At 36.1% G+C, this 12,108-nt stretch carries 17 protein-coding genes and 1 pseudogene; 8 read left to right on the top strand and 10 right to left on the bottom strand.

Annotated features, from left to right (window positions below; translation table 11 throughout):
* Positions 1-11 precede the first annotated feature (11 nt).
* On the top strand, positions 12-266 hold the full coding sequence (locus tag BBH88_RS18405; protein ID WP_071349157.1) for a hypothetical protein: 255 nt from the start codon (positions 12-14) through the stop codon (positions 264-266).
* Positions 267-509: 243 nt separating this feature from the next.
* On the opposite strand, the gene BBH88_RS19310 is transcribed toward BBH88_RS18405, so the two are convergent.
* The 3 genes from BBH88_RS19310 to BBH88_RS18415 all read right to left on the bottom strand — a co-directional run bounded on the left by BBH88_RS19310 (position 510) and on the right by BBH88_RS18415 (position 1,315).
* Positions 510-680 carry a hypothetical protein gene (locus tag BBH88_RS19310; protein WP_154669220.1) on the bottom strand — a complete coding sequence of 57 codons (171 nt, stop codon included), beginning with the start codon at positions 678-680 and terminating at the stop codon, positions 510-512.
* A gap of 78 nt (positions 681-758) precedes the next feature.
* A complete protein-coding gene (locus BBH88_RS18410) occupies positions 759-956 on the bottom strand; it encodes a hypothetical protein (RefSeq protein ID WP_154669221.1) in 198 nt (65 codons plus the stop codon).
* 101 nt (positions 957-1,057) lie between these two features.
* Positions 1,058-1,315, bottom strand: a complete 258-nt coding sequence (locus BBH88_RS18415; RefSeq protein ID WP_065537414.1) for a MerR family transcriptional regulator — start codon at positions 1,313-1,315, stop codon at positions 1,058-1,060.
* 209 nt (positions 1,316-1,524) lie between these two features.
* On the opposite strand from BBH88_RS18415, the gene BBH88_RS18420 reads away from it, so the two are divergent.
* The 3 genes from BBH88_RS18420 to BBH88_RS18430 all read left to right on the top strand — a co-directional run bounded on the left by BBH88_RS18420 (position 1,525) and on the right by BBH88_RS18430 (position 2,494).
* Positions 1,525-1,728: a hypothetical protein gene (locus BBH88_RS18420; protein WP_065537415.1), complete on the top strand. Its 204-nt coding sequence runs from the start codon at positions 1,525-1,527 to the stop codon at positions 1,726-1,728.
* Between the two features lie 52 nt (positions 1,729-1,780).
* Positions 1,781-2,014 (top strand): DUF3953 domain-containing protein, encoded by a 234-nt coding sequence (locus BBH88_RS18425; RefSeq protein ID WP_065537441.1) that lies wholly within the window; start codon positions 1,781-1,783, stop codon positions 2,012-2,014.
* A gap of 222 nt (positions 2,015-2,236) precedes the next feature.
* Positions 2,237-2,494, top strand: a complete 258-nt coding sequence (locus BBH88_RS18430) for a YesK family protein (RefSeq protein WP_065537416.1) — start codon at positions 2,237-2,239, stop codon at positions 2,492-2,494.
* 1,345 nt (positions 2,495-3,839) lie between these two features.
* On the opposite strand, the gene BBH88_RS18440 is transcribed toward BBH88_RS18430, so the two are convergent.
* The 4 genes from BBH88_RS18440 to BBH88_RS18460 all read right to left on the bottom strand — a co-directional run bounded on the left by BBH88_RS18440 (position 3,840) and on the right by BBH88_RS18460 (position 7,434).
* Complete coding sequence (locus BBH88_RS18440; RefSeq protein WP_065537418.1) at positions 3,840-4,994, bottom strand: replication initiation protein; 1,155 nt, start codon at positions 4,992-4,994, stop codon at positions 3,840-3,842.
* A 922-nt stretch (positions 4,995-5,916) separates the two neighbouring features.
* A complete protein-coding gene (locus BBH88_RS18450; protein ID WP_065537420.1) occupies positions 5,917-6,483 on the bottom strand; it encodes a tyrosine-type recombinase/integrase in 567 nt (188 codons plus the stop codon).
* 24 nt (positions 6,484-6,507) lie between these two features.
* On the bottom strand, positions 6,508-6,888 hold the full coding sequence (locus BBH88_RS18455; RefSeq protein WP_065537421.1) for a hypothetical protein: 381 nt from the start codon (positions 6,886-6,888) through the stop codon (positions 6,508-6,510).
* Positions 6,889-7,194: 306 nt separating this feature from the next.
* A complete protein-coding gene (locus BBH88_RS18460) occupies positions 7,195-7,434 on the bottom strand; it encodes a hypothetical protein (protein ID WP_238323527.1) in 240 nt (79 codons plus the stop codon).
* A gap of 280 nt (positions 7,435-7,714) precedes the next feature.
* Between BBH88_RS18460 and BBH88_RS18465 the strand changes: the two genes are divergently transcribed.
* Positions 7,715-8,689 (top strand): hypothetical protein, encoded by a 975-nt coding sequence (locus tag BBH88_RS18465; protein WP_065537422.1) that lies wholly within the window; start codon positions 7,715-7,717, stop codon positions 8,687-8,689.
* Between the two features lie 30 nt (positions 8,690-8,719).
* Here BBH88_RS18465 and BBH88_RS18470 read toward each other — a convergent pair whose 3' ends face one another.
* The 3 genes and pseudogenes from BBH88_RS18470 to BBH88_RS20070 form a co-directional block, all read right to left on the bottom strand.
* The gene (locus tag BBH88_RS18470; protein WP_065537423.1) at positions 8,720-9,277 is read right to left on the bottom strand and encodes a hypothetical protein; all 558 of its coding nucleotides are present in this window, start codon (positions 9,275-9,277) and stop codon (positions 8,720-8,722) included.
* A gap of 274 nt (positions 9,278-9,551) precedes the next feature.
* Positions 9,552-9,857 (bottom strand): hypothetical protein, encoded by a 306-nt coding sequence (locus tag BBH88_RS18475; RefSeq protein WP_065537424.1) that lies wholly within the window; start codon positions 9,855-9,857, stop codon positions 9,552-9,554.
* Positions 9,858-10,249: 392 nt separating this feature from the next.
* Positions 10,250-10,793 (bottom strand): annotated as a pseudogene (locus BBH88_RS20070) (helix-turn-helix transcriptional regulator).
* 436 nt (positions 10,794-11,229) lie between these two features.
* On the opposite strand from BBH88_RS20070, the gene BBH88_RS18480 reads away from it, so the two are divergent.
* From BBH88_RS18480 to BBH88_RS19315, 3 genes are all read left to right on the top strand, one after another.
* On the top strand, positions 11,230-11,451 hold the full coding sequence (locus BBH88_RS18480) for a hypothetical protein (RefSeq protein ID WP_065537425.1): 222 nt from the start codon (positions 11,230-11,232) through the stop codon (positions 11,449-11,451).
* Between the two features lie 62 nt (positions 11,452-11,513).
* Positions 11,514-11,711: a hypothetical protein gene (locus tag BBH88_RS18485; protein ID WP_065537426.1), complete on the top strand. Its 198-nt coding sequence runs from the start codon at positions 11,514-11,516 to the stop codon at positions 11,709-11,711.
* 22 nt (positions 11,712-11,733) lie between these two features.
* The gene (locus tag BBH88_RS19315; RefSeq protein WP_154669222.1) at positions 11,734-11,880 is read left to right on the top strand and encodes a hypothetical protein; all 147 of its coding nucleotides are present in this window, start codon (positions 11,734-11,736) and stop codon (positions 11,878-11,880) included.
* Positions 11,881-12,108 lie beyond the last annotated feature (228 nt).

A 12,108-nucleotide genomic window follows, 5' to 3' on the forward strand; every position in this document is an offset into this window, starting at 1 on the left:
AATATCTTGTATTGAATGAAAAAGATGGCACAGTAATTATCGAAAGAGAAGTAGAATTGGAATCTCGAATTGGTAAAGAATATTTTAATGAGTTAGTACAAACCTTAGAAAAACTTAATGAAGTTTTAGCAAGTCCAGAAGGTGAGGAGTACAAAAAAGAAATAAGAAGAAGCAAACTCGAATGTTGTGTCGATGGCCAGAATAAGTGGCTGGGGCTGCAACCCTTGCTGGTTTTGCACATACTGGAGCCTTTACTGGGCTTATGACAGTTGCAGGTGTTAGTGGTCCAGCAGGATGGGCCTTAGGTACTGCTGTTGGCGGGGTATGGCTAGCAGGGAGTGTGGCAGCTGGTTGTTTAAAATAATTTATAGATTAAATACTGAGACTTATAATCAAAAGCCCTCCAGCAATGGAGGGCTTTTGAATGTAACTTACTTCACAAAAAGTTACATTCACTTATAGATAAACCAACTGATGCTAAATAAGTCTTATTTTAATTCTGAATTTGTTTATGCTCTTTTTGATTTAGATCCTATGAATAATTTTCCAACAAATACAATCAGTATAATGCCAATAAGTGTAATCCATTTTATTTCTCCAAAGAGAATAGGGAGCAAAATAACTGATACTAAAAATGTTACTAATGCCACTGTAAGTGCATCTTTTAAGCGCTTATCCATTAAGATTCCCCTTTCATTAATATCACAATATATTTGGAAGTGAATGTAACTTAACTGCACATAAGTTACATTCAAAACCTAGTCTTTGTCCCAAAACTTCCACTTGGATTTTGCCGGGACTTTTTTCAATTCGTCCAGATCGGTTTGCAGCTGTTGGACGATGGCCAACAATTGTTCTTCCCGTTCCTGGCTCTTTTTCAATTCGGTTTTCATGTCCTCAAGCACTTCTGTGTGGTCTACCGGATCCGTTAATTGTTGTTTTGGCTGCTGTTCCATAAGTTGCTGCAGCTCGTTGATTTTTTGGTTCTGACCTATTAGTAATTCAACAATTTGGTTGAGAGACTGTGGAGCAACCACTAAATCCGTGTCTAGACGCTTTACTTCTCCCCGAACCGTTCCAAGAGGTTGGTTTCCACTTCTTCAAAGTCCGTCCGCTTGATTCCTTTTGCTCGCTGAGCTTGAATCGTCTGGGCAATCAGCTGGATGCGCTCTACTTGTTCTTCCGTATAAACCCGTTGTTGATTCTGTCTAGGGTCTTTCACGACCTCTCCTAGCCAATCCCGTTTTTCCCATTCCCGGAGTTGATGGGCTTCAAGATTCAGTTCTTTTACGAGCCGACTAATCGTAATTCGCATTTTTTCACCCCTTAAATTTAGCTTAAATTGATTTTAAATGTAGCTTTATTTTATGCTTCTTTTAGGCTGAAAGATACCGGTTTAAAGAGATTTTCAGAACAAATAAAAGAAAACACTATTCTCTAGTATCTTTTTAGTTCTTCTAAAAATGGGAATTTAAGTTAAACTTTAGTTATTACCAAAAAAAAAAGAAAAAGGAGGAAACAATCGTGTCGAAAATAAACGGTAAAAATGGTTTGCTGATCGTTATGAGTATTTTGTTGCTGGCTTTTGTTCTAGTTATTACTTCCAGCTATTTTAATACCAAACAAATTGATTCTTTAAGCACACAGTGTTCAGAAAATGGTGGGAACACCGAGTTAGAAATCCATAGCGCTCTTTTCGCTAGCTATTCGTTTGAATGCAAAAGATAGGAGCCAAAAAATTATGTGAAAATGAAAAAGAGCAAAAGGAAGGATGAGTTTCTTGTTAACGATTTTACATATCTTGCTTGCAGTACTTACGTTGGGGTTGGCTCTTTTTGCATTATTGACACAGAATTTTGATTACCAATACTATACGCTTCTCTCCCTGGGTTTGATGATACTAGTAATGGGCATCAAAGAACTTCGGAAAGAGAAAAAAATATTCGCCTATCTTATAATTTTAGTAGCAGCTTATATCTTATTTGTTGCGGGTGAACTGCTCTTAACATCTTAAAGTCCAGAAGTCTTTTTAAAAATAAGTGAACAAGTTTACATATCACAGGTTATCGGAAGACGATCAACATCAAACGAACCTGTTCATCAGCTTTAAAATGATTTGAACTTAGCGATAACCATTGGCCCGTCTCCCCTGATCCACAGACTGAGAAGAATAAAAAACAGGCAAAAAGACAAATGATATACTAAAGAAAATTCTTTAGCTTAAGGAGTTTTCAAAATGGATTTAATTATCATAGGTACTATAATTAGTTTGTTTTTAGTCGTTTTTTCTTGGATTTTCTATAAAAGAAACTCTCCGTTCCAATACATTATCCCCTTAGTTTTTGCCATTTTAAGTATCATCGTTATTATTTGGAGCTTGGATATCGGTGGCTGGGACGGAATGGGATTAGGTGTTATTGGTCTCGTATTCCTTGGAGCTTCTATTATCGTCTTGCTTATTATTTCTGTATTGAATTTTATAAAAGCAAATTAAACTTTTCTCCACTCTCTGATCCGTTAGGGTCGGACATTTTTTATTTATTTTCAAATATTTTTGAGACAACTGATTTTTCTTTTTAAAGAAAATAAGCATTCAAAAGTAAGACATTGAATGCGAGTGCCCATTTACACGCAGTGATTTTTTTCAAAAATAACAGCGCCGTTTTGGTTTCCTGCAGGGGCTTAAATTAAACCGGAAAGTTCACGGACCAAGAAAAAAACAGCGAAAGAGCATAAGGAAAACGTGCTTGCAATTTCATTGCCAGACTAGGCAGAGCCTCGTGTTTGAGTGATACCACTATTTTTTCGTTTTGGTACAGTTTTGTACCACATTTAAAAGTGTTTGGTACACTTCTGTACCACTTTTCACATGAAAACTGGCGTCATGTTGTGAACTATTTTTGCTTTTCGAAGACTCGGTTCGTACAAAAAAAGAAGAAGGACGAACTCTTTTATGTTCTGCAGCCAACATCAAAAAGGATAAAAAATTTCATCTCTTGATGAGATCGGCGTAGCTGAAAATGAAAATACCTGACAGAAAAAGTTCATTTTTTAGGGATTCGATCCATCTTTTGTTTCTTTTTTTGATACAACATGCTCCCAAAAAGCGACTAGTTTTTGCCAAACCGCGAACAGAAAATGGAACAAAAGAAAGACGGAAATCGATTCTTTCGGAAGAGGTTTCCCGTTTTTTTTCATCGGAAAACAGCTCGTTTTTTTCATGCAGCAGCTTCTCTTTTTGTTTTTTTCGTTCAAGATCCAAGGATAAAACGGCGGAAGAACTTCCTTTCTTTTTCTTGAAACGGTTTCTTTTTCGGTGAAATTCCTTTTTTTTGTATGCCTCAAACCTGAGGCATGATTGAAATAACGTGCCTCAACTCTGAGGCAAATAGCAAAAACCTCTCTAAAAGCGAAGGAATTTACCCGAATAACGTGCCTCAATTCTGAGGCATTTCCCAAATTGGCTGCCTCAAATCTGAGGCAAATAGACAAAAAGACGTCCCCATGAAAACACTAGGCTCCGCCTAGTACCCCAATGAAGTTGGGGTCAGTTTTCCCTTATGCTCTTCCTCCCTCTTTTGGTAATTCCGTTCCAAATCCCTTCCAATTTTACAATCCGATAGGAAACCCATGAGAGACGCGCTTTTTTCTGAAAGAAAATAGGTGCGTATAAATGGGCACTCGCCGTGAACTTGTCCGTGTTATTTTCTCAAACGGGATTCCAAAACGAGTGGCCAAAAAAAAAGAACAAACCATCCAAACACACAAAAAAAGAGAACGAAAAAATCCCAACCGGGCTTTCTGTTTCCAGAAAAAATCCGATTGGAATGTTGAATTTGTTATGAGGTGGGCAGATTTTTTTTTGTTTGCTTTCCTTTTTTTTCGGCCAATTTTTTCAGCACTTGCTCTTTCTCTTTGGCGAGTTCGGGATTCGGTTCGGCAGCTTCTTGGGGTTCGTTTCTGGACGTGAACCAGTCCGGCAGTTTCTCTTGCCGTCCGGTTGGGCGTTCCTTCATCGGCTGCAAATCGGCGAACGTAATGTGTCCTCCAGTTTCATGGATCTCCCAGGCAGAAGTGATTTTGGATTTGATGAACCCTAAAGGGTTTTTGACGCTTTTTTCTTCGTTAACATAGCGAATTAGCATTTCCAATTCTAATTCCGCTTGATCGGAGAAAATAACTAACGCTCCCTGATACAATTGACTGAAATAAATATTGTCGAATTGATAACCATTTGCCAACGCATTTAAACGATAACGAATTTCCTCGTTATCCGCTTGTTCAGATACCCGTTTTGATTCAGGTAATTTAATTTCTTTTTCGACTGAACGCTTTATCGAAAACTCTATTTTTTCAACTCTACGACCTTTTTTGATTTCCTTGTACTCCACAAAAAGATCAGTGTGCTCATTCAATTCATCAATCGAAGGTAATAAAATTTTATTTTTAAAATTACCGTAAAGTGAATATGCCTTGCTATTGGAACCCATTTTTTCTCTAAGAGAATCCACTGGACATTCCCATTTTCCAAGATGCTGCCATTTTTTCATCAGTTCATAGAGTCGTATAGTATAGCCACTTTTCAAAGATAATATATTGCTCAATCTGTAAGAAGTAAAGGCAGTTTTCAACTGTAATAAGTAAGGTTTAAGATACGGGGAAAATGATAATTCAATCGTTCCTTCTCCTTCTATATAACGCTGACTTGCTACCCAATTGGTTGTAACAAATCCTTTTTCATCAGGGATAAAAAGAGTTTTTTCTTGTAACCTCAAAGCGACCTCTTTAATTTCTTCATATTTTGCATGACCTTTCAGACCCAGCATTTCGCTAAATTCATGAATTGAAATACTGTATTCTTTGAAATCTTTATCATCCGGCTGAATCATGGAGACCATAGTAAGAATAATTTTTTGTTCTCTTGCTGATAAAGTCTTTACATGCCTAGCTTCAATTAGTTTATTTGATTGAGTAACCATATGTTTTTCGTTCATTTCTCTCTCTCCCTTCAATTAAATATTACCTTTATTTTTTTTTTAATAAATTAAATATTACTTTTAAATTTAAAGTAATAGTAAATAATATAATATCAATAAAAAACATTGTTGCAAAGCTATTATTATAAATTATATGATTAAGTAATAGTTAAACCCGAAAAGGTAATAGTTAAACCCGAAAAGGTAATAGTTAGAACCCGAAAAGGTAATAGTTAAACCCGAAAAGGTAATAGTTAAACCCGAAAAGGTAATAGTTAGAGTGAAAAAAACCAGTCATACCAAGGGCTCAGAGCCTCCCTAAAACAGTTAAAACAATTAAAACAAAGTAATTAAAAACACCAACAACACACGCGCAGGCGCGCAAGGAAGTTGGTGGTGGGGAATAAATGGGACCGAAAATGTGATAGTTCAAAAAACAGAAGAAAAACCCTTTCTAGAAAAGGACAGGTCTTTCTCCGTGTTCAAGTATTCGTTAAACGCTCAAAAACCACTCTAGAAACGTTTGTAAGGGGAAAATCGAATATACCCAAACCTATCGAGCTAAAAGGCCTTAAAACCCCCTCAAATGGATTTTTTCACCAATCTTTTTTTGATTGTGATCCAACTGCTGTTTTAACGTTTCTTTAATTTCCCTTTTAGTCTTAAACTGTAGTGGATTATCCAAAATACCAATGGAGTTAATAATGCATAAAATTTATGTTGCTCAGGTAACAAAAAAACTAAAACTAAAAATAGAATAACTGCTGATATAAGTAATATATAATCCCTTTTTTTATTCATTTAGGTTCTCTTGTTTCCTTTTTCGAATTCGCTTAAAAACAAAGGTGCTGATTGCTAATACCAATAGATTGACTCTGTTTTTATTTTCGTTGTGCATCTTTGATTTCTCCCTTCCCCATGCCTTAAAAAATACGTTCGTTTACAATCGAAATGTTTTCAAATTGCTTTCGATTTGCTCGTCCGTGATGCCAATGTAACGCAAGGTAATTTGCGGATGGGCATGATTCAAGATATTCTGCAGCTCGGCAATGTCTTTAAACTGCTTGTAATGCCAATAGCCAAATGTTTTGCGCAATGTATGCGTACCGATGCCCATGGAGATATCGACCATCTGTGCGGCTTTCTGAAGCTGTCTGTAGGCTTGAACGCGTGTAATCGGTCCAATTCCCTTCCGACTTGGAAAAAGCCACTGAGCGCCCTCTAACGTGCGAATATAGGCATCTAGTTCGTCGTAGATGTTGCCGAGGTGAATGGTTCGGCGTTTGCCGGTTTTGCCTTCCCGTAACGACACCACGTGCTTGCCCTGAATCTCGCTGGTTTTGATGGCTAACAGATCCCCAACCCGCAGCCCGGAATTGATGCCGAGAAGAAACAGGATGTAGTCCCGTTCGCCGCACCACTTCTTCAGGCTCCATTTCATGTCTTCGATCCGGTCCAGTGACCGGATCGGCTGGACGTCTTTAATTTCACGCTGCTTATTTCGCATGGTTCGCACCTCTTTCAAGACTTCTTATTGGTCAAAGGGCAGACGTGGATCTTCGTCTTTGTAAATGGAATACATGGTTCCAGCGCTTTTCATGGCAGAACAGTCCGTATCAGCACAAGCAAAAATATGGGTTTGTGTATCCGTGTAAACATTTACACCAAAGTAATAGGGAAATGCGCCACCTTTTGACGTGTCCATGCCTCTGTCGATTGCAATGATTTTCTCCTTGCCGGCAATCGTTTGGTAATCCGTGCTTTCCACCGTTTTCAGGACCATTTCGCTTAACGCGATTTCTTCCTCCGCTGTCGGTTGGGTTCCTCGTTTAACGAGAAGCCAATCCCCGAACACAAATAAATTAACACCTAAACTAACAATCACTAATCCTACCAGCAACTTCTTTTTCATAAATGCTTTTCCCCTTTATGGTCGTTTCTGTTTTCTCACAATGAATTGTTGTAAAGTTTGTGTTTAATTGGGTAAATACCGTATGTAGCGAACTACTCAAGGCATTTCGATCAAAAGAAAAAGAGCGCCGTCAACTAAAAACGAGCCCAGTAGAATCAAGGATTTGAATGTATCTTTTTTTCTAGTAAAATCAGTTTCGCTGGTTTTTCTTAGGAAGTCAATGGAATCGGGGATTTGAATGTAACATAATTAGTATTAAGTTACATTCAAATTTAACAAAAAGTCTCAAAAAATGATTCGTAAAAGTTAGTAACTCGGAGAGTAGATCCTGCCGGTATCCGTATCCAAGACAAAATCAACTTCTATATCCGCTGAATACGGAATTTGATCAAAGTTATGAAGCCGGCAAAACACATTGGCAAAGTCACGAGTCTCAAAAGTTAATTGGTCTGCTTGTCGATACATCTGCCTCAATTGCTGCTTGGAACATTTTTTACCGGTCAATAAGGCTTGGTTGAAGTAACCGTCAATTTCAATAATCATCATGATCACGGCTGGTTGCTAACCAGCTATATAGCTTAAATTTTCATTACTTTCCTTTTTCCTATGTTACTAGAATTAAGATAAATCAAGTACTTCGAATGTAACTTAATTGCTATTAAGTTACATTCATTTTCATAGTAAATAAGTTATTTTGAAAGTAGATATTTCAATTTACAAAATAATACTTTTTTAGTCAAAAATGTATTATTTACAAAATTTTTTATTAGATATATTGTAAAAAAGTACTATATAAATCAGGGAATTAGAAGGGGGAAAGAGAAAGATGAAGAAATTTTATTTAAATGCAATAGCTATAGTCTTTATGCTTAGTTTTTTAGGTGTAAACACTACTTTTGCCGAAGAACCTATTACTGAGACAGAGGATGTTTTTTTCGAGGAGCTTGTTACACCGGTAAGTCTTAGTTTAACAAATAAAAATGAGTTAAGAGATTTAGGTTTTACTGAAGAAGAATTGACTACCATGACTAACGATGAATTCGGAAAATACAAAGAATTAGATGGAGAACTTACTCAAAAAACTAATCATTTTTATGAAGTTACTACAGATTTATACGAAAGAACCACGGTATTAGAAATCACTGAAAAAGAAGCATTAGATAGAGTTGGGCCACTTGTTAACACAACGCCAACTACTGTGATTCCACCAAGTCTTGGTGGAATCACAGTAGTTAAACCGCCAATCTCTACTATGTCTATTCAGCCTACTACATCCACCACGTCTACTTCTTCCACAAGTAGTACGGTCAAAACTAGTTGGTTTAAAATGACTACTACGTCATCAAAGCTCTCTAATGGAAATGTACTATTAAAGAATTCATTTGTTTGGTTAAAGAGCCCTAATGCTCAATTTACAGATGTAGTTGGAATCACTCATTCTGCAAGTGCTGTTAAGGTTCCTGGAACTGAAGGATTTTCTTACAAATATACTGACGGCAAAGGCGTTCATACTTTAGGTTCTAAAAGTACAAGCAGAAATAGTTATGGGATAGCAAAAAAGTTTAATTTGAAAGCAATTGGTACAAATATTCCTCCATATAACCATAATGGATATATATCTGTTCAAGTTAAAAAAGGTAATAAAAATGACATTAGAGCGAATGCTTATGGTCATTATACTCATTTAACTGCTGGATTTACTGGTACTGCTTCTATTGGTTTGACACCTGGTAGTATGTCAGTAGGCTGGGGAGCAAAAGAATCAAGAATGCCTAATACAATGATTTTATTTAACTACTAGAAAATCTGCTGTCTTTTTCTGCCTATTATGCTATTCACTTAATGGAGCAATTATATTTTGGCCTTCGTCATAAAGCGTTACATTAGGAAGAAAAGTTGACTTTAAATCACTTGGCAGTTTTTCATATACTAAAAAAGTTTCGTCTTTAGAAACAGTAGATGTAAAACTAAAATTTTCTTCTGCAGATTCAGCAATTATATGATCAATTTGTAAGTCTGGGTTTTTTCCAACTAGGATTCCATACATCCCTTTATTCGTTTTGAGATCCTGGTAAGAAGCAATGTTAGTCCCCCATCCAGATTGTTCAATTTTGTACTTCCCATTCCATCCTTTAAGCAAATGAGTATAACCAATATTTTTATCTGCTGTTTCAAATAATGCGATATAAGAATTGGTATCATCGATTTGAGTTACTTTTAAGATATCAAATTTTATTTCTTTTTCATTTCCTTTATTGTGCCATTCCATCAAATTAGCCTCGATGGATGCCCTTTCATCTTCAATAGAATATTGATTAAAATAAAATAAAGTATAACCAAAACCAATAACCATAATGAATAAAATAACATACAACACTTTTTTTCTCACTTTTTTCGCCCCTTCATCATAAAAAGTATCTTCAATTATCTGGTAATAGCTAATATTATATCAAGTATTATCAAGTAAAGTTCAGTTTTCAAAAATTTTCAATTTGGAATTTTACATATCCCCTTTTTGCTCATTGGAGCCTCCCAAATGCCTGAAAAATAAATAGAAACTTGCTGTATATTTTTACTGTGAAATCCAGTTATGAATGTAACTTAATTACTATTAAGTTACATTCAGTTGAAGTAGAAATTTTCTTAAAAGCCTGCTAACAACCTTAGAAACGTTCCCCTTTTTTTCCGAGCAAAACAGCTAATACCACAAAGATATAAGGGTAAGAGAGAAGCGTCAATTCGAGAAATCCATACCCAAATAACATTGCTGTCGCCTGTTCATCCGAATAATAACCAGCGCCAACCATATAAGTTCCAAGCAACAAATAACTTCCGATTGATAAAATAGTGAAAAAAAGTCCAATTATATTTAATTTGAATTTGAAGAGCGTATAAAGCAAAACAGGTACATAGATCAGCCCTAATATAAGCAAAAATCCGAAAATATATAACGGTTCAAAGACATCCATTTTCTTTTCTCCTTTTAGCAACCTAGTTTTCTCAGGTATTTTTAGCAGCTACAAAACCCTGCCATTGATATTAATAACAACGACTGGGGCTTACAAAAGTTTCCATTCAAAGAGAATTGATAGATAAAATGATTCTACTTTACTGGCGGATGTGAATGTAACTTAATTAGCATTAAGTTACATTCAAAATCAATAAAACGACTACCGTAGTCTATAAATTTATGTTTATTCAACTACCGGTAGTTGATTATTTTCTTACGATTCTAGGAGAATAATGAAAAAGGGCAAGCAAGAGATTCCCTTGCCTCCTTTTTTGAACCTAGTTCTATGCTTTCACCTTCAATTTCTTCCTAAGTTCTTCCTAGCGTTCATGTGCCGCTAAGATTTAAGAATTAATTGAAAAGAGACAAGCTCAAAAACGTTAATATCCCGGAAATCAACCAAACAAATGACGATCAAAGTTTTGAAGTAGAGATGGGTTTTTCTACTCTTGTCTCTTTCTTCGCCTGAAAGTTTTCGTCCTTCCTGGAAAGCCAAAATTTCTTATATGTTTTAAATCATGCTTCTTTTTAATCTTCTCGATTTTGATGGCTGCATACAGGCAGCATAAGAACAAAGCCAATGAAATAAGCAGTCCCTTTTTTCCGGCTAAACTAAGCATCGGGCCAACTGAAATTACGAGAGAAATGCGAATAGTAAATGGAGGTTGACCATTTGTTCATCTGAGCATTTTGAATTTCATTTTTCATGATCTCGACATCCCCTTTGACTAAATCGTCTAAGGATACGGCAAAAAGAACACTCATCAGCAGCAAATTGTGGATGTCCGGATAGCTTCGTTTCATTTTCCCAATTGGAAATGGTTTGTCGTGAGATATAAAGTTTTTCCGCTAATTCTTCTTGGGAAAGCTGTTCTCTGGTTCGGTATTTTTTAATTTGTTTGCTGAGGTTATTTTACTCGCTCCTTCTAATTCGAGAGTAGTTAAAAATGATGGGGTGCTATCAAAACTTTTTATCATCAAGTGATTTGACCGTGTCAAAGATCTTTATCATGCCTATCATCCTACTACACGAAGGGATCGGCACAACATCTGTAATTTTACTCCTTTTGTTATTTTTCTCTTATTCTTCCCTCGTTTAGCCCACAAGAAAGTCCGAATTACGATAAAATACAGCAATTTTAAAGGTTTTTTCAGAGTTAAGAAGGCAGAGAAAGTTAAAAGAAAAGTAGCTTTTTGTGTTTTTGTTTGATAATTCACTTAAATTCCCTGGTTCTTTTATTCCTTTTTAAGTAAAAATGTTATTTAAAGTGGAAGACGGGAACGTATTTCATAAGATCGAAAATAACATTATTACAGGAAGGGGTTTTTTTATGAAATCTATGAATGTAAATCAGGTACCTTTTTCGATTCAAAAACTTTTAGTGGTAACAGTGGCTTTCTTAATGGTTTTTAGCTTTGCTTTTTCCTCCGTTGGACAAGCCCAGGCGATTGAGAATGACAACGAACGAATTACGAATGCTCTTGAAGATACATTGGCATATGAAAATGACGCATATATTTTTGACCGTGAACGAGCAATGACAATGGATTAACGGTAGAAGAAGCGAATATACTTGAAGAAAGTATAAGTGAAAATACAGATCAGGTAGGTGTATTGATCCTTCCGGTTCTAGCGATTCCTCCTGCAGTTGCAGCCGTAGCGAAAGCAGCAGCAGCTGGTGGTGCAGCAGTTGTAGCAGGTGCCTTTATGCTTGATGTTTACAACACAAGTACGTATACAGCGTGTCAGAATTTTTATGGACAAAATGGCGTGATTGATAATTTCTGTGAAGCGACGGGACATATAGATTAGAATGGAAAGTGGAGGTGTTACGATGAACAACAGTCATTTTTCTGCAGTTGAACGAATAGAAACCATGCTTACCGAAGTTTCATTTCTGAAATTGATATTGGTTGTTGTCCCTGTCTCTATGGCGGAACGTTACTGTATGCGGTCTCCAGTGATTTCTTTGCTACACTGACGTACACTTTTTTTAGATAAAGACTCTCAGCAACAAAATAAAAGAGTGGATCCCACCTTCTCGAAAGACAGGGTTCTACAGATTAAAAGCCGCATCCTGTAAAGGATACGGCTTTTTTTCTTTCGATAAAGGAATTCATTAGTTTTTCGTTTGATCGTTGAAAAGTGAAGGGAGACATAGGCTACATTTTAATTGAGTTAGAAAAGGAAAAAGTATATATTTAAGAAA

Origin of the sequence: Planococcus antarcticus DSM 14505 (genome assembly GCF_001687565.2) — a bacterium.
Taxonomy (GTDB): Bacteria; Bacillota; Bacilli; order Bacillales_A; family Planococcaceae; genus Planococcus; species Planococcus antarcticus.

Bases quoted from the DNA above. Each gene is read 5' to 3' on its own strand.
- BBH88_RS18465 (WP_065537422.1), top strand. From the start codon at position 7,715: ATGAAGAAATTTTATTTAAATGCAATAGCTATAGTCTTTATGCTTAGT.
- BBH88_RS19315 (WP_154669222.1), top strand. From the start codon at position 11,734: ATGAACAACAGTCATTTTTCTGCAGTTGAACGAATAGAAACCATGCTT.
- BBH88_RS18480 (WP_065537425.1), top strand. From the start codon at position 11,230: ATGAAATCTATGAATGTAAATCAGGTACCTTTTTCGATTCAAAAACTT.
- BBH88_RS19310 (WP_154669220.1), bottom strand. From the start codon at position 680: ATGGATAAGCGCTTAAAAGATGCACTTACAGTGGCATTAGTAACATTT.
- BBH88_RS18415 (WP_065537414.1), bottom strand. From the start codon at position 1,315: ATGCGAATTACGATTAGTCGGCTCGTAAAAGAACTGAATCTTGAAGCC.
- BBH88_RS18430 (WP_065537416.1), top strand. From the start codon at position 2,237: ATGGATTTAATTATCATAGGTACTATAATTAGTTTGTTTTTAGTCGTT.
- BBH88_RS18455 (WP_065537421.1), bottom strand. From the start codon at position 6,888: ATGAAAAAGAAGTTGCTGGTAGGATTAGTGATTGTTAGTTTAGGTGTT.
- BBH88_RS18450 (WP_065537420.1), bottom strand. From the start codon at position 6,483: ATGCGAAATAAGCAGCGTGAAATTAAAGACGTCCAGCCGATCCGGTCA.
- BBH88_RS18410 (WP_154669221.1), bottom strand. From the start codon at position 956: ATGGAACAGCAGCCAAAACAACAATTAACGGATCCGGTAGACCACACA.
- BBH88_RS18475 (WP_065537424.1), bottom strand. From the start codon at position 9,857: ATGGATGTCTTTGAACCGTTATATATTTTCGGATTTTTGCTTATATTA.
- BBH88_RS18460 (WP_238323527.1), bottom strand. From the start codon at position 7,434: ATGATGATTATTGAAATTGACGGTTACTTCAACCAAGCCTTATTGACC.
- BBH88_RS18440 (WP_065537418.1), bottom strand. From the start codon at position 4,994: ATGAACGAAAAACATATGGTTACTCAATCAAATAAACTAATTGAAGCT.